A 20,579-nucleotide genomic window follows, 5' to 3' on the forward strand; every position below is an offset into this window, starting at 1 on the left:
TGACTGATGAAGTTATTTGTAAGAGATTTGACCGTGATCGACTCCAGCTACCTGTGCGAACGCCGCGGCATGGTGGGCGAGAGCTGGCTGGTAGATATCGAAATGAGCGGTGAGCTGAACGAAATGAGCATGCTGCTGGACTTTGGCCGGGTAAAGAAGCTGATCAAGTCGATCATCGATGAAGAGGTGGACCACAAGCTGCTGGTGCCGACAGAGTGCCCGCTGATCCACGTCGAGACACTGGATGGTGACGAAAGCACAGTGGATCTGCTGCGCCAGGGGCGCTCCATCCATCTGCGCTGCCCATCCCAGGGCTTCGCCTTTATCCCGGCACCGCAAGTTGATAAAGAGTCGGTGACCCGCTACCTGCTGGCGGTACTGGCCAAACGGCTGCCGGGCAATATCAAGGATCTCTCTCTGACCCTGCGTCAGGAGGCGATCACCGGTGCCTTCTACCACTACAGCCACGGCCTGAAAAAGCACGATGGCAACTGCCAGCGCATCGCCCATGGCCACCGCTCTCCCATCGAGATCCATGTCGATGGTGAGCGCGACCAGGAGCTTGAGTTCAACTGGGCCGAACGCTGGGGCGATATCTACCTCGGCACCGAAGAGGACAAGGTGGCACTGACCGAGCTCACCTTGAGCCCCCGCGCCAATGCCCAGCTTGGCGAGCATCACACCGGCTTCAAATATATGGCGCCCCAGGGGCTGTTCCAGCTGGCCATCCCCACCGCCGAGGTAGAGATGATCGACACCGACACCACGGTCGAGCTGCTGGCCTGCTACATCGCCCGCGAAGTGAAGAAGATGGTGGGCGACAAGTTCGTCAAGATTGTCGCTTATGAAGGGGTCGGCAAGGGCGCCATCGCCTACGCGTAATTCCTACGTTGACTACCGCAATAACAAGGCCCCGCATCTGCGGGGCCTTGTTATTTCAACTCTCGACCATCAGGCGCTGAGGCGGAAGCGCTTGACCAGGCTCTCCTGCTGCTCGGCAAGGGAGTCCAGCTGCTGGCTGGTCTCGGCTACCCGCTCAATCCCCTGATAGTTGAGATCCGAGATATCGGAGATGCGGTTGAGGTTGGTGGCAATGTCGGCACTGGTGGCCTGCTGCTGCTCGGCGGCAGAGGCGATCTGGCTCGACATGTCGCTGATCAGCACCACAATCCCCTGCACCTCCTCCATGGCGTTGTTGGCGTGGGAGCTCTGTTCGACGCAACTGTCCATCTCGCGGGAGCACTCCTGCATCACGGTTACCGCCTTGGCGACCCCCTGCTGCAGGTTCTCGATCATGGTCTGGATCTCGCTTGTGGACTGGGCGGTGCGGCCCGCCAGACTGCGCACCTCATCCGCCACCACCGCAAATCCGCGCCCCTGCTCGCCGGCCCGCGCCGCCTCAATGGCCGCGTTGAGAGCCAACAGGTTGGTCTGCTCGGCAATGCCGCGAATGACATCGAGGATGTTGCCTATCTGGCTGCTCATGGCGCTCACATCACCAATCACCTTGCCGGTCTGTTGCAACTTGCCCGCCAGCTGATGGGTGGTGGTGATATTGCCCGCCATCACCTTTCGCCCCATCTCGGAGGCCTTCTCCACATCCATCACTCGCTCCAGAGTCTGGTTGGCGGCCTGCGCCACTTCCCGCACCGATGCCTCCATCTGGGTCATGGCGGCGGCGACCGAGGCGGTCTCCTGCCGCTGTTTCTCCAGATCCGCCCGCACCGATTCGGTGGTGCGACGGTTGCCGTGGGCGGCATCGTTAAGCTGGGCCGATGCTTGTGAAAGCTGCGCCAGTACCTCCCCCATCTGGGCGATCAGCAGGTTGATCTGGCTGCCCAGCTGACCAAATTCATTCTTGCTCTGAAAACCGATGCGCTGGGTCATGTCGCCCTGGGTTACTTCGGTCAGCACCCGCAGCAACTCCCTGAGCGGACGGCGAATGGCCTTGCCTAGGGTATAAGCCACCAGCATGGCAATCAGGATGGCGACCGCTATGCTGGCTCCCTGAGTCAGGGTGCTCTGGCTCTGTGCGGCTTTGGCATGCTGAATGCTCTGGTTCATCAGTTGCTGGCTCTGATCGGTGATCCGCTCAAGCCGATCCTGAATTGCCACGATGAGCGCACTCGCCTGCTTGCTCTTCTCCCGCATCTGCTCCTGCTGTTGCATCAGCGCCAGATACTGGGCCAGGACACCTTCATTACCGGTCGTATCGCGCACGAAACCGTGGACGTAGTGACCCATGTTGTTGTCGAAATCCTTGAGCTCACCCTGCAGATCCTTGATGGTGCTGTTGAACCCCTCGATCTGCATCCTGTTGCGCTTGAGCGCAGCTTCAATGGGGGCCGGAATGCTCTGGTTGAGGGCATCCATGGTGGAGAGTTCGATAGCGGAAAGCTTGGTGGTCAGGGTCTCGGAGAGCATCTTGATGAAGCTGTCGTCGATGGTGATCATCATGTCCCCCAGACTCTTCTTGAACTGGGGCAAGCTGACCTGAAACTGCCCCTTGGCCAGATTGACCTTGTGCAATCGGGTGAGCAGCGCCTCGTGTTCGCCCGGCAGGGTATCGGTCAGTTGCAGGTAGCTGTCGACCTGCTGGCTCAGAGTGCCCATCTCCCCTTGCAGTTCGGGGTGGTGGGCGACCTGCTGGCGCAAGGCATCGAGGCTCTTGCCCACCGCGGCCTTGGCCTGTTTCAGTTCGGCCACTTCGGCAGGCAGCAGTTTGGGGTCCTGCTCGGTGAGCACATCCCCCAGCCACTTGTTGGCACTGAGCAGGGTGATCTGGGTCTGGCTGCTGGCAATCACCAGCGGCATCGACTGCCGGGTCACCTGTTCCAGCGCTCCCCCCAGGGTATTCTGACTACGAAATGTGAGTAGTGAACTGGCCACCATCACGGCCACCAGGATCGCGAAGCCAAGGTAGACTCGCTGCAAGATGGAGAGATCCGACATTGTTTGTTTCATTATTGTCCCGCTGTATATGCAAAAGTCCCTTGCCTGAGTACCCCGTCCTTTTGATACCCTGCAGACCCCTGAACAGGCGCTGCAGATGACGTCCCTCTGGCTATCGGTATTCTTAACAATAACTGAAGGGAATGGGACATCAGCTGTGTCAAATCTCGGCTTGTGTCACACTTGACGCGCTGCTCGCCTTCTTTCGGGAGCCGCTTGGGATGCAAGTTCAATTTTCTTTTTCATATAAGGGAGTTAGCCATGGCGCAAGAAACCATTTTCAGCAAAATCATCCGTAAAGAGATCCCTGCCGACATCCTTTATCAAGACGATCTGGTCACCGCATTCCGGGATATCCAGCCCAAGGCCAAGACCCATATCCTGATCATCCCGAATGTGCTGATCCCCACCGTCAATGACGTGGAAGCCGAACATGAACTGGCCCTTGGCCGGATGTTCACCGTGGCCCGCAAGCTGGCAAGCGATGCGGGTATCGCCGAAGATGGCTACCGCCTCATCATGAACTGCAACCGCCACGGTGGGCAGGAGGTCTACCACATCCACATGCATCTGGTCGGCGGCGAGCCGTTGGGACCGCTGCTCAGCCTGTAATGAATCGCAACGCCTCAACCTGCCGCAGCGCCCTGTTGCTCTGCGGCGCCCTGCTGTTGCTGGGGGGCTGCGCCTCCCGCTGGCAAGACATGTTCGTCTCCTACTCCGATCAGATGGTGCCGCTGCGCAACCAGCTGCTGCTGGGCCATGCCGCCGAAGCGCTGCCCGAGGTGCGCGACTCCACCCTCGGCGATGACACCTTTATCCTCGATCGCCTTGAAGAGGGGCGCATCGCCTGGCTGGCGGGTCAGGATGCGGGCAGCAAGCAGGCGTTCACCACCGCCGACAGCCGCCTTCAATGGGAAGACAATCAAGCCGAATACCGGCTGAGCCACGGTCTGGATCAGGTGGGCAGTCTGCTCACCAACGATCAGTCGATGGCCTATCGTACTCCCGATTACGAACGCACCATGCTGCACCACTATCTGGCCCTCAACTATCTGCAACGGGGTGATGCCGATGGCGCCCTGGTGGAGGTGCGCCGGGCCAATCAGGTGCAGGAGCAGGCCCTGAAACGGCGAGCCGATGAGGTGCGCAAAGCGAAGGATGAGAGCGAAGAGGCCGAAGCAGAAGGCGAGATGCGCCAGCTGATGTCGCGCGGCGCACCGGATCTCGACCGGTTGATCGGCAAGGTCAAAAACGGTTTTCAGAACGCCTACACCTTCTATTTTTCCGCCGTGCTCTATGAGGCGGCCGGGGATCTCAACGATGCCTGGGTCGACTATCAGCGCGGCTACCAGATAGCGCCGGACAACCGCAGCCTGCAAGATGCCTTGCTGCGTCTGGCGCGGCTGCGTGGCTCACCGGACGAGATCCGCGAGACCGAGAAAAAGATAGGCCGCAAAGCGCCGCCGCTTGCAAAAGATCAAGGCCAACTGGTGGTGCTGTTTGAAGATGGTTTGATCCCGGCGCGGCGCGAACTGTTCCTGCCGCTGCCCATCTCCACCTCCCGCGGCGATTTTCGCACCTTTACCGTCGCCATCCCCTATTACGATAATCGGGCCAGCGACACCGGCCCGCTGACGGTGGAAGTCGGCAAGCGGGTCGAGCAGACCAGCGAGCTGGTCAGGCTGGAAGCGCTGGCCGCCAAAGATCTGCAGGAGCGGCTGCCCGGCATGCTGACCCGCCAGGCGCTGCGACTGGTGGCCAAGGAGCAGATGCGCCGCACCGCTGCCAAAGAGGGAGGGGATGTGGGCAATATTCTGGTGGGGATCTTCAACACCCTCTCGGAGCGGGCCGATACCCGCAGCTGGCTGACGCTGCCAGCTCAGGCATCGAGCTGGCAGGGGATGGTGCCGGCCGGTGACATCAATCTCACCCTGGGCGCGGGGGCAGCGCAGCGGCAATTGCCGCTCACCATCCACAAGGGACGCACCACCCTGGTCTGGGTACAGCGCCTCGGCGCCGGTCTGACCACCCGGGTGATGCCGCTCTGAGCAGATGGCGAAGATAGATGAGCAAGACAATTAACCGGGCAGGCTCACACGCGGCCCCACTCACCCGATTAAGGAGAGCAAGATGAAAGCATACGGGTTGGCCCTCGGGCTCGCGCTGCTGCTGACCGGCTGCGCCACCAACACCTCCGGCGTGGCGCTCTATGGCCCGGCGGGCGGTGCACCCACGCTGGAGCAGCATCAAAACGTCAACGTCACCCTGACCGAGCTGAGCCGCCGCCAGCAAAATGGCCTGCTGCAGGTCAATGTGGCCGCCGCCAGCACCCAGCGCGGCGATAACAAGCTGCAATATATCTTCTATTGGTATGATGAGGCCGGTCAGGAGGTCGCCAGCGATGGCCGCGGCTGGACCCCCATCAAGCTGCATGGCTATCAGACCCGCACCCTCTCGGCCCTGGCGCCCAGCCCGGCGGCGCAGGGTTACCGGATTTACGTACGCGAAGTGATTGAGGAATCCTACTGATGAAAATGAATCATGCCCTGCTGATATTGACCTCTGCATTGCTCTTGGGCGGCTGCTCCAGCACCACGGTCAGCTATGGCGATCCCACTGAAACCGAAACCGTCACCGTCGATTACGGCTCAAGCGATCTGCAAGCCATCGCCGACAAGATGGCGGACTCCATGCTGGCGTCGCCAGCCACCAGCGAGATCACCGCTGGCGGTCGTCCGGTGATGTTTATGGACTCTATCCGCAACAAGACCTCCGAGCACATCGATACCGAAGCGATCACCGATACCATCCGCACCAAGCTGCTGCGGGCCGGCAAATTCCGCTTCGTCGACATGAGCAAGGTGGCCGCCGTCAAGCAGCAGCTCGAATACCAGCAGAGCAGCGGCATGGTGGATCCTGCCTCCATGGTACGTCTGGGCAAGCAGACCGGTGCTCGCTACATGGTCTATGGCAACCTCGCCAGCATCGTCAAAGACAATGGCAAGGTGAAGGATGTCTACTACCAGATGACCATGAACCTGATGGACCTGCAAAACGGCGAACTGCTGTGGGCCGATCAGAAAGAGATCCGCAAACAGGCGAAGAAATCCACCTTTGGCTGGTAACAGGCTCCTGGTGACAGGCAACTGTGATCCGCTACTGGCCAGCCTGCCCGCCCCCTGGCGGGAGGGGCAGCTGGAACCACTCGGGTTAGGCCTGACCAACTGCAACTATCGACTGCGCCTCCCCTCGGGGCGCAGTTACTTTTTGCGTCAGGGCCACTCCGATCCGGTGCGTCTTGGTATCGACCGCTCCACCGAGTGGCAGCTTTATCAGGGGGCGATAGCCGAAGGACTAGCGCTGCCTTGCCACTATGGCGATGCCGCCAGCGGTCTGATGCTGCTCGAATGGTGCGATGAGCCAAACTGGGTACATGCGGCGCCACCGGCAGTCGATCAGCCCCGTCTGCTGGCTGAGGTGCTGCGCAAGCTCCATCGCTTGCCGCTGCCTGCGGTGGTGATGGCGGTGCGAGCCCACGCCGCGGGCTATCGCGCCAGACTGGCCCGCATCCCCTCCTGGCTGCCCGCCCTGGAGCGGGGCTTGCTCGCCAGCAGTGAGCCAAATGATTGCTGGCGCCCTTGCCACCATGATCTCAATCCGGCTAACTTGTTGGGAAGCAAACCCTGGGTCATCGACTGGGAGTATGGCGCGGCAGGTCACCCCGGCTTTGAGCTCGCCAGCATCCAGCGCACCCATGAGTGGCCCGCCGAGCGGCGCGACGAGCTGGAAGCGCACTATCTGCAGGCCCTGCCGCGCCACCAGTGGCCTGATTTTCAGAGCGAGGCATTTTTACCCTGGGTCGACTATATCGGCCTGCTCTGGGCCCTGCTGATGGCAGAGCAACAGCCCTCACTCGACTATGACACCCTGATCGCCATCAACCGGCAACGACTGGAGTAACAGATGATAAACAAGGTGCGCTGGCACAAGCCGAAAACCTGGGGTCTGCTGCTGATCGGCCTGCTGCTGACCGGCTGCTCCACCCGGGTGATCTACTACTGGCTCGATACCGCCATCATCTGGCAGCTGGATGACTACTTTGCCCTCTCCTATTCGCAGAAGGATCTGCTCAGCCGCGAAGTGAAGGGGCTGATGGCCTGGCATCGCCAACACGAGCTGCCGCGCTACGCCAGGGATCTCGATGCACTGGCCAAGGCGGTGGCCAGCCCCATGACGCCGGAGCAGATCTCGACCAACCTGGATGCGGTGCAGCAGAGCCTGACCCGCACGCTGGAAAACACTATCCCCCGTGCGGTCAGGCTGGCGCGCACCCTGACCGACGAGCAGGTGGCCCGCTTTATGACCGATCGGGTCAAGCGGCAGCAGGAGCGGCAAAAGGGCTTTGCCACTGAGCCCAAAGAGCAGATGCTGGCGGAGTTTCGCGACAAGATGAACAAGCGGCTCGAGTTCTGGATTGGCGAGGTGAAACCGGCACAGGCGCCACTGGTGGCCCAGTGGGCCGAATGGCAATACGAGCTGATGCCCCCCTGGCTCGAGTTTCAGGAGTCCTGGACCCAGGAGCTGGACAGGCTGATGAAGCAGCGCCAGAGCCCCGACTTTACCCGCGAGCTGACTGACCTGCTGGCCGAGGGGGATGGGCTGATGGATGGCCGCTTTACCGGCTATACCGAGCAGTCGCGCCAACGTACCGTCAACTGGCTGAGCGCCATGAGCCAGTCGCTGGATATCTCCCAGCGGGCCCATCTCTACTCCCTGCTCAAGGGTTATGCACGCGACTTCAAGCAGATGAGCGGCAGCTGACGAGCGGCACCGAATGGTGCCATGCGCCCGGGACAACCTTGTTCAAACCGGGCGCTTATGGTAGTTTGCCCTTCCTATTTATCGGGAATTAACTTTTGCGCCTTATCGACAAAGTAAAACTGGTGCTGGTAACTCTGGTTATCGCCCTCACCCTGCTTTGTTCCATCGCCCGAATGGAAGGCCCGCTGCTACCCGCATCTCCCCACAGTGAACAGCAGCAGACTCAGGTGTTCAATCAGCTTAGCGACAGCGATGATGGCATCATCAAGTTTGTCGGCAGCCATCAGAATCACCTGCTGCGTCTCGAACAATCCCTACGCAGTGACAACCAGCCCAAGAGTGTGGTCTACGAGCTGATCCAGAGCTGGTCGGCCCAAGCCATCCTGCTGTTGCTGCTCGGCTGGCTGATGCTGGCACCCGAGCTCTATCACAAACAGAGTTTTCGCGATCGCTTCGGTGCGATCCATCGGCGCCATCTACAGCGCCAACATCTGCAATACCGCTTCACCCAGAGCTATCTGAGCGCCTGACCCCGGAGGGGCTGGCACATCCACTGTTTGCTCATCTCCTCTTCCTGACGGATCCGGCGGCTGCCTGATCCGCATCTGATGCATCCCATTTTTTGCGCCTTGCCGAGCCTTGTTGCTATCGGCCCGGGCACCATTCTCCTGACAGAGGCTTGTTTGCCATGAGAAAGAGCAATCGCACCGTTCTCAACCGCATGAGCAAGTGGCAGTACGCACTACTGCTGTTGATGCTGTTGACCTTTACCTTTTACTCCCTGCCCACCTTTTTTGGTGAGCAGCCCTCCCTCGGCCTGCACGGACAGCAGCGCCTGACCACCCAGCAACAGATGCTGCTGAGCGACAAGCACCTGACACCGGTCAAAGTGATCGAGCAACCTGAGCGGGTCGAGCTGGTCTTTGCCAGCCAGGGCGAACAGCAGCGCGCCAAGCAGTTGCTGGAGCAGCAAGGGGTCGACAGTGCTGCCCTGACACTGGAGTTTCACTCCAATGCGCCGGCCTGGATCACCCGCCTCGGCGCCGACCCCATCAAGCTGGGGCTCGATCTGCGTGGCGGCTCCCAGCTTCTGATCGGGGTGGACGTGGACTTTGTCATCGACAATCAGACCAAGAATCTGGTGGATACCCTGCGCACCCGCTTCCGTGAAGCCAACCTGCGCGGCGCCAGCGTCACGCGCAGCGCACAGGGCGCCGTAGCCGTCACCCTGCCGGAGGTCGCCGAACAGGAGAGCTGGCTCTCTATCATCAAAGAGAGTGCCGGTACCCGTCAGGATCAGTGGAAGCTGACCCGCTCCGGCAATGATCTGAAACTGGTGCTGAGCGAGGCGGAGCGTACCCTGCTGGTCAACAACGCCGTGACCCAGAACCTGTCGATCCTGAAAAAACGGATCAACGAGCTCGGCATCGTCGAGGCCTCGGTGGTGCGTCAGGGGCAGGATGGTATCCGTATCGAACTGCCCGGGGTACATAACCCCAAACAGGCGAAAGAGGTGATCGGGGCCACCGCCTCGCTGGCCTTCTACGAGGCCAAAGCCGACAGCCACTTCTACATCGCCGATCGCAACGGTCAGGCCGTCGGCATGGCGCGCAAGCCGGTACTCACCGGCGAGCACATCGTCGATGCCCGCGCCAATATGGGCGAGATGGGCCAGCCCCAGGTCAATATCGTGCTCGACACCCTGGGTGGCAGCAAGATGAACCAGTTCAGCCGCCTGCATGTGGGCAAGCCGATGGCGACCGTCTTCACCGAGTACAAGACCAATGCCCAGGGCAAACTGCGCGCCCAGAGCGAGGTGATCAACGTCGCCACCATCCAGACCGCCCTTGGCAACCAGTTCCGCATCACCGGCATTGGCAGTCTGCCGGAAGCACAAGAGCTGGCCATGCTGCTGCGCGCCGGTGCCCTCACCGCCCCTCTCAAGATCCTGGAAGAACGCAGCATAGGCCCGACGCTGGGGATGCAGAATATCGAGGCGGGTTTCACCGCGCTGGCCTTCGGCATGGCAGGCATGATGCTGTTTATGATGGCCTGGTACCGCAAATTCGGCTGGGTTGCCATCACGGCGCTGGTCGCCAACCTGTTGATGCAGGTCGGCATGCTGGCAGTGCTGCCGGGCGCCGTGCTGACCCTGCCGGGGATCGCCGGTCTGGTGCTGACGGTGGGCATGGCGGTGGATACCCATGTGCTGATCTTCGAGCGGATCAGGGACCGTCTGCGAGAAGGGGGCTCATTGGCCAACGCCATCGACTTTGGCTATCGCTCGGCCTTCCACACCATTTTCGATGCCAACATCACCACCCTCATCTGCGCTGTGGTGCTCTACTCCATCGGCTCCGGGCCGCTGCAGGGCTTCTCCATCACCCTCATTCTGGGTCTGCTCTCCAGCATGATCACCGGGATCTGGGGAACGCGCGCCATCATCAATCCCCTGTGGGGACGCAGCAACGAGCGCACGCTGAAGGTGTAACGGGACAGCAATCCCTCTGATGAGCGGCTTTGGCTGCGCCATCGGCCATGGATATGGCCGGAGCGGCCAAAGCAGAACACTATTTCCCGGCGTGTCGCGACACGTCGTGATGGGCCAACAGCCTGATGCTGGCTGGCCAAGGAGAGAATTATGTTGAGAATGATCGTTGCCATGGGGCTGACCCGTTGGCGTTATATCGGCCTGTGGGCTTCCATCCTGCTGACCGTGGCCAGCGTCGCCATCTTGCTGGTGAACGGCCTGACACTGGGGCTCGATTTTACCGGCGGGATCCTGCTGGAGTTTCATATCCAGACCCTGAAAGAGGCCCATGAGCTCAATGCCATGCTGGTCTCCCCGCTGGCGGGAGCCGTTGAGCTGAGCTCGGCCGGTATTCCCGGCGAGTGGCTGATCAAGTTGCCTCCCCACGAACTGCCCTGGCCCGCGGCGGATCTCGCCACCATGCTGACCCAACAGCTGGGGATGCCGGTCGAGTTGCTGCGCACCACCATCGTTGGCCCTCAGGTGGGTGCCGAACTGTTCCAGCAGGGGATGCTGGCGGTGCTGGTCGCTTCGCTGGCGATGTCGGCCTATCTGGCGTTTCGTTTCGAGTGGCGTCAGGCCATCGGCATCCTGCTCTCGGTAGTGCATGACGCCATCGTGGCGCTGGGGCTGCTGTCACTCTTTCAGATCGAGTTCGATCTGAACATCATCGCCGGTTTGATGGCGGTGATCGGCTACTCCCTCAACGACAGCATCGTCATCTCGGACAGGTTGCGGGATCTGCTGAGCTCGCGTACCCAGATGGGCATCCACGAATGCTCCGATGTGGCCATCAAGGCGACCTTCAGTCGCACCATGATCACCTCGGGCACCACCCTGTTTACCGTGGGCGCGTTGTTGCTGTTTGGCGGTGACGCCCTCTACGGCTTCTCCTTCACCCTGTTTGCCGGGATCCTAGTGGGCACCGTCTCCTCCATTACCGTCGCCTCGACCGTACAGGAGCTGCTTGGGCTCACCCCGCAGGCCTATCAGAAAAAAAGCGAGGAGCCACTGGCCAACGCAGCCTGAACCTTGTTAATCAGGCCCGGCTCACCGGTTCTCAGCGAACCGGGCCCCTGCCAACTATTGGCAGGGGCTTTTTCCATCCCTCCTCTCGGTCTCTCGCCGCCCCTTTTGGTACTCGGCTCGCTTCAATTGACAACTGACCATATTGAAAGCAATGACGGATCAACCCGTCATTTTTAATAACAAAAAGGTCATTTTATTACGTCAGAAACCATAAAATGTGACTGAAAGCACTTTCTTGAGGGCTCAAAGGAGGCAACATTGTAGTGATTTATCTACAAAGGGATATGAGATGTTGTTACAACCTGCCAATACAGCAAAATCCAGACAGTTGCTGAACGAGACCATGGCTTTGGTACTCGCAGGAGGGCGGGGTAGTCGCCTCAAACAGTTAACCGACAACCGTGCAAAACCTGCCGTTCATTTCGGCGGCAAATTCCGCATCATCGATTTCGTGCTCTCCAACTGCATCAACTCCGGCATCCGTCGGGTCGGTGTCGTGACCCAGTACAAATCCCACAGCCTGTTGCGCCATCTCCAATCCGGCTGGTCATTCCTGCGCTACCAGATGAACGAGTTTATCGATCTGCTCCCTGCCCAGCAGCGGGTGGATGAGGTGAACTGGTATCGGGGTACAGCCGATGCGGTCTACCAGAATCTGGATATCATCCGCGATCACGCCCCCAAATATGTGGTGGTGCTGGCAGGCGATCACATCTACAAGATGGATTACGCTGCCATGCTGCTCGACCACGTCAATATGGGCGCCAAGGTGACCGTTGCCTGCATCGAGGTGCCACGCAGTGAAGCAAGCGCCTTCGGGGTAATGGCGGTGGATGATGATCGCAAGATCAACGCCTTCGTCGAAAAGCCTGCCAACCCGCCCGCCATGCCGGGCAAGGCCGATACCGCGCTGGCCTCCATGGGCGTCTATATCTTCGATGCGGAGTATCTCTATCAGTTGCTGGAAGAGGACATTGCCAACGAGCAGTCCCATCACGATTTCGGCATGGACGTGATCCCCCGCGTGGTGAAAGAGGGCACCGCATTCGCTCACCCGTTTGGCATGTCCTGTGTCGGCTGCTGTCCGGATCGCCGCCCCTACTGGCGCGATGTGGGCACCGTGGACTCCTTCTGGGAGGCCAACATGGATCTCGCTTCCGTCACGCCTGAGCTGGATATCTACGATCAGGACTGGCCCATCTGGACCAGTCAGAACATGACTCCTCCCGCCAAGTTCGTGCAGGACCGAAACGGCCAACACGGCATGACCATCAACTCCATGTTTGCCGGGGGCACCATCGTCAGTGGCTCTTTCATCCTGAGTTCGGTGCTCTTTACCAATGTGCGGGTCGACTCCTTCTGCACTCTGGATCAGGCCGTTATCTTCCCGGGTGTGGAGATTGGTGCCGGTTGCCGACTGCGCCGGGTGGTGATCGACAAGGGGTGCAAACTGCCGGAAGGCACGGTGATCGGTGAAAACGCCGATGAAGATGCACGTCGCTTCCACCGCTCCGAGCAGGGCATAGTGCTGGTCACCCAGGGGATGCTCACTCGCCTGAACAAAGAGCTGCAGGGAAAACAGAAGCGCTGATCCGCAGCCAGACGGGATCCCCCTTCCTACCGCAAAGGGAGCCATTCTGGCTCCCTCTTTCTATGGCTGACCTAGCCACCTCACACCATCATTGCCATCGCGTTGCAGTCTCCCAGAGATACCATTTACTGTGGGTAAACAGCTGAGCAATGCAGCCTTTACGCCTCAAACTGTCAACATTAAATTACAAAATAACCATTAACCCTCCGAAAACCTCTCTGTATTATTCCTGTTCGCACTATATAGCAGCTCATTTATCTGACTTTTTAGCGGTAAATCCGCTAGTTTCACTTGATTGTTTGTTTTTCCTTGGTAAGGTGAGGGCGGTTGCGTAACAAAGCAGGTACCAACGTAAACATATCGGTACAATCGCTTTTGGCTTAATACAGTAGAGAGAATGAAATCATGCAAAGAGACCCCCTGAACAACATCCATATCCAGTCCGAACAAGTGATGATCACGCCTGCCCAGCTCAAGGAGAAGTTACCCATCTCCGACAAAGCGCTGGCATTCGTGCAAGGGGCCCGCAATACCATCGCCGACATCATCCACCGTCGCGATCACCGCTTGCTGGTGATCTGTGGTCCCTGCTCCATCCACGATATGGACGCCGCCAAAGAGTACGCAACCAGACTCAAAGCGCTGCATGATGCCTATCAGGACTCTCTCTACATTGTCATGCGGGTCTACTTTGAAAAGCCGCGCACCACGGTCGGCTGGAAAGGCTTTATCAACGACCCCAATCTGGATGGCACCTTCGATGTGGAACTGGGGCTGCACCGTGCCCGCGAGCTGCTCTGCTGGCTGGCGGAGCTGGAGTTGCCGCTGGCCACAGAAGCGCTCGACCCCATCAGCCCGCAATACCTGGCCGAGCTCTTCTCCTGGTCAGCCATCGGCGCCCGCACCACCGAATCCCAGACCCACAGGGAGATGGCGTCCGGCCTCTCCATGCCGGTCGGCTTCAAGAACGGCACCGACGGCAACTTGGGGACTGCCATTAATGCGTTGCAGGCGGCCTCCTCCCCTCACGCCTTTATGGGGATCAACCAGCAGGGCCAGGTTGCGCTGCTGCAGACCCAGGGCAACCCGGATGGCCACGTGATCCTGCGCGGCGGCAAACATCCCAACTATGACTCGGTCAACGTGTCGCTGGCGGAAGAGGCGCTGGAGAAAGCGGGCCTGCTGCCGAGCCTGGTGGTGGATTGCAGCCACGGCAACTCCAGCAAGGATCACCGTTTGCAGCCCAAGGTGGCCGACAACGTCATCCACCAGATCCAGGAGGGCAACCGCTCCATTATAGGAGTCATGCTCGAATCCAACCTGTTCGAAGGCAACCAGTCCAGCGAGCAGCCCAAGGAGCAGATGCGCTACGGGGTCTCCATCACAGATGCCTGCATCGACTGGGACACCACCGCCACCCTGCTGGCCCGCTGCCACAACCAGCTGGCTGGGCCTCTCAAGGGCAGAACTGCACGGTAAGCCGTGGTATCTTGTCGTAACCTATTGAACAATCGAGGTATCACTAGTGGTGGCATCAAACCGCTCACGCCGTGATACCTTGTTGCATCTTGAATTTCAGGGCGCCGCCGCTCGCGGCGCCAGCAGGGACTGGATATGGCTGAAGAGTTGAATGTACTCAGGGACAAGATAGATGCGGTGGACAAGCAGCTGATCGATCTGCTGGCCGCCCGTCTGGCCCTGGTGGGAGAAGTGGGTGAGGTAAAGAGCCGCCACGGCCTGCCCATCTATGCACCGGAGCGGGAAGCGAGCATGCTGGCCCGCCGCCGCGCCGAGGCCGAGCAGTTGGGGGTGCCCGGCGATCTCATCGAAGACGTGCTGCGCCGGGTGATGCGCGAATCTTATGCTAGCGAGAAAGATACAGGCTTCAAATGCATAAAGCCGGATCTTGGCAAGGTGGTCATCATCGGTGGTCAGGGCCAGCTTGGCCGCTTGTTCGGCCATATGTTCAGCCTCTCAGGCTATCGGGTCGAGACGCTGGAACAAGCCGACTGGCCGCGCGCTGACGAGATCCTCACCGGAGCCGGTCTGGTGATGGTGGCGGTGCCCATCGATATCACCTGCCAGATCATCGATCGCCTCGGCAACCTGCCCGCCCACTGCCTGCTGGTCGATGTCACCAGCGTGAAGGCGGCGCCGCTCGAACATATGCTGGCGGTACATCAGGGGCCGGTACTGGGACTGCACCCCATGTTCGGGCCGGATGTGGCGAGTCTCGCCAAGCAGGTGATCGTCTGCTGCCAGGGTCGTGACCCCGCCGCCAGCCAATGGCTGCTGGAGCAGATGACCATCTGGGGCGCCCGCTTGCAACAGGTGGAAGCCAAGGCCCACGATGAGGCGATGACCCTCATTCAGGCACTGCGTCACTTCGCCACCTTTGCCTATGGCTGGCACCTCTCCCGGGAGCAGGCCAATCTGGATCGCCTGCTGAGTTTGAGCTCCCCCATCTACCGGCTGGAGCTCGCCATGGTGGGGCGGCTGTTTGCCCAGGATCCCCACCTCTATGCCGACATCATTTTGTCGTCACCGCAGAACCTGGCGATGATCCGTCGCTACTACCAAAACTTCGGCGAAGCGCTGGGGCTCTTGGAGCGGGGGGACAGGGACGGTTTCATCGAGGCCTTCTCGCAAGTCTCCGGTTTCTTCGGCGAGCATGCCGACCAGTTCCTGCGTGAAAGCCGCATGCTGCTGGCCCAGGCCAACGACCGCCGCCAACACGGCTGATCCTGCAAAAGCAGCTACCTCATATCGCCAGAATGGGAAGATGCCTGAGCATCTTCCCATTTTATTTGTTACATATTTAAACACTGACGTCAGTCACGCTCGGCCTTACGTCGAGCCCCACCGCTGACTGGCCTCAATGCCCTCATCTGGCGCTGCCTCACATCCAGCAAGTATGCCTCCTCAATATCCACGCAATCCGCGCAAATAGCACCGCCCCTTGCAAGGGCTGCCAGATTCTAACGGTCAAACCAAACGGCTGCGAGCAAGGCTGTACGACGCAAAGAAGAACAGTGCCTCCCATCAAAGAGATAAGCAGGAAGCAGGAAGCAGGAAGCAGGAAGCAGGAAGCAGGAAGCAGGAAGCAGGAAGCAGGAAGCAGGAAGCAGGAAGCAGGAGAGATTAACCGAGACAGATGGTTTGCCAAAGATCACTTAACACAGCAATCCGGCGATTTATCATGGCGCCAATACGTTGTCGCCAAAAAAGAAAATGGCCGAGAAATTATCTCGGCCATTCGTAGCCTAGTCAAAGACTCAAGCCTGGATATTACTCTTGTTCAACTTATTAGAAGTTGTACTGCAGAGCAACAGTCCACTCGTCGTCATGCTTCTCGATACCCTGGATCTTGTACTCGGTGTAAGCTTTCAGCTTCGGAGTGAAGGCGTACTGAACACCCAGCAGAGTTTCGTCAACCAGATCCTTGTAAGTAGAACCGGCAGCTTGAGCGTTGGCCTTGCCTTCTTTGAAGTTGTAGCCAGCCAGGAAGGTCCAGGCGTCTACGTTGTAAGATGCAGCCAGCTCGTAGCCACGGCCGTCATCTTTCATACCCAGGCTCTTGTTCTTAACTTGGCTTTCGGTGTAAACACCAGCAAAGTAGAAACCATTGATAGCGTAGTGCGCGCCAACAGCCCACTCGTCTTTCTTACCAGTGTTGCCGTTAACTTTGTTCTGCAGATCAGAGTAGGCATAACCGGCATTGAAGCCCAGGCCGAAGTCGAAGTCGTAACCAGCGGCAGCTGCATAGGCTTTCTTACGCTTAACATCGGAACCGAAGATTGCATCTTCTTTAACTTTCTGACCTACGTCGGTGATCTTGACAGCTACGTCGTCGTTGGTCTGGTAGGAAACCTTGCCTTTGAAACCACCAAAGGTGTTGGAGTAGATAACCTGGCCTTCTTGACGACCGTCATAGAAGTTACCTGCATCACCCCATTCGTTGAAAATATCGGTCGGCTCCAGCACGTCGTAGAAAGCGGTGTCGGTCTGACCAAAGATGATTTTACCGTACTGGGTGCCGTCAAAACCTGCATAGATATGACGAGCGTCGAACTTGCTAGACTTACCGTCGCTGCCCTTGTCAGAGTTTTCAGCAGCTACTTGCCACTCGGTCTTGGCAATACCGGACCAGGTGTTGTTCAGAGCAACTTTACCGGACCAACCCAGACGGGAGGAGCCAATCAGCTCGCCGTCGGTATCATCGTGTTCACCGTAGTAGTTAGCTTGTACACGGCCGTATACGTCGAAAGTGGTACCGTCTTTGTCATAGATCACTGCTGCGTTAGCGGCGGATGCAAACAGAGCCGGAATAGCAATAGCCAGAATTGTCTTTTTCATAGTTTCCAATGCCTACTGTAATTAAACACTAAGTTGTTGTTATTCCCTGTGTTAGCGATGTTCTTTGCATCACTATGCCGCCGAGACTAGCACCGGATTTTTTGAACCGCAATGAAAAAACTTGGAACTTTTTATGGAAACCATAGTCATGGAGACAAAAATGTGAGCCAGATCTCACCTAAAAAGCAGCTAAAAGGGAAACGTTTGCAATCCATTTAGCTGCTTTTTTGAACTTAAACGGTGTGTTTTGTATGCGCATGAAGCCAGATGCCTGATAAACCCCCAAGGTTGTCTAAGTAGCGAGAAACCATTGTGAGAATGGATGTCTCCTCGACCTCTCCAAGGGGTTACGGGTATCCTTGTCTTCCGATTAACTCCCAAGCTGACTTTATCTTTATGCTCTCGACTCGCCTCAAAGCCATCATCCGTCAAACTTATCGCCAGATTGCGGATGAATTACCCGGTTTTGTACCGCGCAAGGAGCAGAATTTTCTGGTAGCCGAAATCGCCAAGACGTTAACCGGGGAGTACGATAAACAGCGCCGCATTCTGGTCGCCGAAGCCGGCACCGGCATCGGCAAATCACTCTCCTATGCACAAGGCGCTATTCCGGTAGCTCGCCTTACCCAGAAGAAGCTGGTGATCTCCACCGCCACCGTGGCGCTGCAAGAGCAGCTGATCCACAAAGACCTCCCCTTCTACCACCGCCACAGTGAGCTGCCGTTTCGTTTCATGTTGGTCAAAGGACGCCAGCGCTACTGTTGCGAGCATCTGCTGGAGCAGGCAGCCAGTGGTGCCGAGATGGCCAACTTTGAGCTCGACTTTGGCAGTCTGAGCAAATCCAAGCCATCTGACAGCGACAAAGATCGCTACCAGGCCCTGTGGCAGGCCTACACCAATGGCAAATGGGATGGGGATCGGGACAACTGGCCAGAGCCCATTCCCGACACTTGCTGGGATCGCATCGCCGCCGACCGTCATACTTGCAACAAAGCGCTGAGCCATCACCAGCACTGCCCCTTTCATCGCGCCCGCAACGACATGGATAGCGCCGATGTACTGGTGGTCAACCATGCGCTGCTGCTTTCCGATCTCACCATGGGCGGAGGTATCATCCTGCCCCCCCCAGATGAATGCATCTATGTACTGGATGAAGCCCATCACCTGCCTACCATTGCCCGGGATCACGGCGCGGCGTCGGCCAGTATCAAAGGTTCACGCCGCTGGCTGGAGAAGCTGGTGCAAAGCGCAGGCAAGCTGGCGCGGACGCTTAATAAGGAAAGCCTGCTCGACCCCCAACTCAAATTGCAGGATGCGCTGGCCTCCATCCAACCCGACTTGAAGGCGGTCGAGCAGTGGCTCGGCGCCAACGATCGGCTGTTTGGCAGTGACCCCCACTATCGTTTCGCCGAGGGGGTGTTGCCGGATCCCCTGCCCATGCTGGCAGAGAACCTCAAGGAGTCGAGCAAGAAAGCGTTGCGGGCGCTGGATAGGATGCAGGGAGCGATCGGTGAAGCACTGAAAGATGGCGAGATCCGCCGTAAGGAGGCAGAACCCCTGCTGGCCGAGAGCGGTTTTCATCTGCAGCGGCTGGAGAGTTTCTGCGCCCTGTGGGAGATGCTGGGGCGCCATATCCCGACAGGCAAAACCCCGCTCGCCCGCTGGATGGCCAAGAGCGATGATGGCGATATCTGGCTGCATGCCTCCCCCATAGAGGTGGGATATCTGCTGGAGGAGTGGCTCTGGTCGAAATGCCTGGGGGCCGTGCTGGTCTCGGCAACGCTCACCGCCCTCTCATCCTTTAGTTATTTTCGCCATCAGGTAGGGCTCAAAGAGCATGACGGCACCCGATATCTGCGCCTGCGCTCACCGTTTGACTACCAAAAGGCCGAGCTCTATCTGCCCAAAATGGCGCACGAACCCAACTCGCCTGCTTTTACCAGCGAGCTTGTCAGCGTGCTGCCGCGCATTCTGGCGGGCAAGGAGGCGAGTCTGGTGCTCTTTTCCTCCTACCGGCAGATGAATGAGGTGGCTGTTGGCTTGCGAGCCAAGGGACTATCACTGCTGGTGCAGGGGGAAGCCTCCCGTAGCGCCCTGCTCACCCTGCACAAGCAAAAATGCGATGGCGGTCAGGCCAGCATCCTGTTTGGTACCGGCAGCTTCTCGGAGGGGCTGGATCTGCCGGGTCACTACCTTACCAATCTGGTGATCACCAAGCTCCCCTTTGCGGTGCCCAACTCGCCGGTCGAGGAGGCCACCGCCGAGTGGGTGGAGCAGCGAGGAGGCAACCCGTTCCTGCAACTGACAGTGCCGGAGGCATCGCGCAAACTGATACAGGCCTGTGGTCGACTCATCCGCAAAGAGGCCGATCGGGGGCGGGTCACCATCCTTGACCGGCGATTGCTGACCAAACGTTATGGCAAGGGGTTGCTCGATGCCCTCCCGCCGTTCTCTCGGCGGATCGAGTAATCAAACCACTGTATAAACAAAAAAATCAACAGCAGAGCACTCTTTAGTCACCGGAAAGAGCCATTGCCGCAGTAGGCCAAACCTGTAAAAATGAGCCCCTGTTTTCAGTGGGCAATCGCCTGACTGTTCAAGGAGATGAAATGAAACTGACTGTTCTGGTACCGGCGCTGGCTGGTCTGTTGTGGGCCGGTAGCGCCCTGGCTGATGCCCAACTGGAAGTATCCAACCCTTACATCGTGCAGCTGATCGATGGCCAATCCATCAACCCCAAGCTGCTCGACAAAACCAGCACCTTCCCCCTCTCTGCCGGCAAGCACCAGTTGGTCGTCGCCTTTGAAGGCAACTACTCCAGCCGTAACGAAATCAAGCTGGTGACCGCCGAGCCGCTGGTGCTGAACTTCACCGCCGCCGACAATCAGCAACTGGTGCTGGACTATAAAAAGCCCCGTAATGAAGCAGAAGCCAAACAGTTCCTGAAAGATCAGAAAGTGGCGCTGAAAGACAAGGTCACAGGGCAGCAAGTGAGCAGCGAACAATTCGTGATGCCAAAAGTAGAGGGCTTCCAGCTGACCCGTGACTATCAGCAAGAGCTGATCAACATGGGCAAAGCATTCAACCAGCCCAAAACCGTTGCTGTCTCCTCTGCTGCCGTGATGGCAGCCGCCAGCGCACCAGTCGTGGCTGCGCCGAGCAAGGCACAGAGCAATCCGGAAGCCCTGACCCAGCTGCAAAACTGGTACAACAAGGCGGATGCGGAAACCCGCAAAGCCTTCCAGATCTGGGTTATACAGCAGCAATAAGCCGGGCTGAGATATTGACAGAAAGGGGAGC

17 protein-coding genes are annotated in these 20,579 nt (G+C 58.7%); 15 read left to right on the forward strand and 2 right to left on the reverse strand.

From position 1 onward, the window contains the following. The first annotated feature begins 6 nt into the window (after positions 1–6). Positions 7–882 (forward strand): 6-carboxytetrahydropterin synthase, encoded by an 876-nt coding sequence (locus I6L35_RS19050; RefSeq protein WP_167558073.1) that lies wholly within the window; start codon positions 7–9, stop codon positions 880–882. 69 nt (positions 883–951) lie between these two features. On the opposite strand, the gene I6L35_RS19055 is transcribed toward I6L35_RS19050, so the two are convergent. Next, entirely contained in the window at positions 952–2,964 is a 2,013-nt protein-coding gene (locus I6L35_RS19055; protein WP_216979043.1) for a methyl-accepting chemotaxis protein, read from the reverse strand. 249 nt (positions 2,965–3,213) lie between these two features. Here I6L35_RS19055 and hinT point away from each other — a divergent pair, with 249 nt between their 5' ends. From hinT to tyrA, 12 genes are all read left to right on the forward strand, one after another. Beyond that, positions 3,214–3,564: a purine nucleoside phosphoramidase gene (hinT, locus tag I6L35_RS19060; RefSeq protein WP_167558071.1), complete on the forward strand. Its 351-nt coding sequence runs from the start codon at positions 3,214–3,216 to the stop codon at positions 3,562–3,564. After that, the gene (locus I6L35_RS19065) at positions 3,564–5,000 is read left to right on the forward strand and encodes a COG3014 family protein (protein ID WP_216979044.1); all 1,437 of its coding nucleotides are present in this window, start codon (positions 3,564–3,566) and stop codon (positions 4,998–5,000) included. The genes hinT and I6L35_RS19065 overlap by 1 nt, the downstream gene beginning before the upstream one ends. An 82-nt stretch (positions 5,001–5,082) precedes the next feature. Beyond that, positions 5,083–5,481, forward strand: coding sequence for a YcfL family protein (locus I6L35_RS19070; protein ID WP_005334038.1), 399 nt, complete (start codon positions 5,083–5,085; stop codon positions 5,479–5,481). Beyond that, positions 5,481–6,077 carry a penicillin-binding protein activator LpoB gene (lpoB, locus tag I6L35_RS19075; protein ID WP_005334041.1) on the forward strand — a complete coding sequence of 199 codons (597 nt, stop codon included), beginning with the start codon at positions 5,481–5,483 and terminating at the stop codon, positions 6,075–6,077. The genes I6L35_RS19070 and lpoB overlap by 1 nt, the downstream gene beginning before the upstream one ends. 10 nt (positions 6,078–6,087) lie before the next feature. Next, the gene (locus tag I6L35_RS19080; RefSeq protein ID WP_254204496.1) at positions 6,088–6,912 is read left to right on the forward strand and encodes a phosphotransferase; all 825 of its coding nucleotides are present in this window, start codon (positions 6,088–6,090) and stop codon (positions 6,910–6,912) included. A gap of 3 nt (positions 6,913–6,915) precedes the next feature. After that, positions 6,916–7,773, forward strand: a complete 858-nt coding sequence (locus I6L35_RS19085) for a DUF6279 family lipoprotein (protein ID WP_139441511.1) — start codon at positions 6,916–6,918, stop codon at positions 7,771–7,773. 95 nt (positions 7,774–7,868) lie between these two features. Beyond that, positions 7,869–8,303 carry a hypothetical protein gene (locus I6L35_RS19090; protein ID WP_115521026.1) on the forward strand — a complete coding sequence of 145 codons (435 nt, stop codon included), beginning with the start codon at positions 7,869–7,871 and terminating at the stop codon, positions 8,301–8,303. Between the two features lie 158 nt (positions 8,304–8,461). After that, positions 8,462–10,264 (forward strand): protein translocase subunit SecD, encoded by a 1,803-nt coding sequence (gene secD / locus I6L35_RS19095; protein ID WP_216979046.1) that lies wholly within the window; start codon positions 8,462–8,464, stop codon positions 10,262–10,264. A 150-nt stretch (positions 10,265–10,414) separates the two neighbouring features. Then, positions 10,415–11,332 carry a protein translocase subunit SecF gene (gene secF, locus I6L35_RS19100; protein WP_005334046.1) on the forward strand — a complete coding sequence of 306 codons (918 nt, stop codon included), beginning with the start codon at positions 10,415–10,417 and terminating at the stop codon, positions 11,330–11,332. 289 nt (positions 11,333–11,621) lie between these two features. Continuing rightward, on the forward strand, positions 11,622–12,923 hold the full coding sequence (glgC, locus tag I6L35_RS19105; protein WP_005334047.1) for a glucose-1-phosphate adenylyltransferase: 1,302 nt from the start codon (positions 11,622–11,624) through the stop codon (positions 12,921–12,923). A gap of 405 nt (positions 12,924–13,328) precedes the next feature. Next, positions 13,329–14,402: a 3-deoxy-7-phosphoheptulonate synthase gene (locus I6L35_RS19110; RefSeq protein WP_216979047.1), complete on the forward strand. Its 1,074-nt coding sequence runs from the start codon at positions 13,329–13,331 to the stop codon at positions 14,400–14,402. 135 nt (positions 14,403–14,537) lie between these two features. After that, on the forward strand, positions 14,538–15,665 hold the full coding sequence (gene tyrA, locus I6L35_RS19115) for a bifunctional chorismate mutase/prephenate dehydrogenase (RefSeq protein WP_216979048.1): 1,128 nt from the start codon (positions 14,538–14,540) through the stop codon (positions 15,663–15,665). A 564-nt stretch (positions 15,666–16,229) separates the two neighbouring features. Here the strand turns inward: tyrA and I6L35_RS19120 are convergent. Next, entirely contained in the window at positions 16,230–17,279 is a 1,050-nt protein-coding gene (locus tag I6L35_RS19120) for a porin (RefSeq protein ID WP_005344614.1), read from the reverse strand. A gap of 396 nt (positions 17,280–17,675) precedes the next feature. Here I6L35_RS19120 and dinG point away from each other — a divergent pair, with 396 nt between their 5' ends. Then, positions 17,676–19,748 (forward strand): ATP-dependent DNA helicase DinG, encoded by a 2,073-nt coding sequence (dinG, locus tag I6L35_RS19125; RefSeq protein WP_216979049.1) that lies wholly within the window; start codon positions 17,676–17,678, stop codon positions 19,746–19,748. A gap of 140 nt (positions 19,749–19,888) precedes the next feature. Beyond that, positions 19,889–20,548 (forward strand): DUF2057 domain-containing protein, encoded by a 660-nt coding sequence (locus tag I6L35_RS19130; RefSeq protein WP_005344612.1) that lies wholly within the window; start codon positions 19,889–19,891, stop codon positions 20,546–20,548. Positions 20,549–20,579: the final 31 nt, after the last annotated feature.

Source organism: Aeromonas sp. FDAARGOS 1405 (genome assembly GCF_019048265.1).
GTDB classification, from domain to species: Bacteria; Pseudomonadota; Gammaproteobacteria; order Enterobacterales; family Aeromonadaceae; genus Aeromonas; species Aeromonas veronii_A.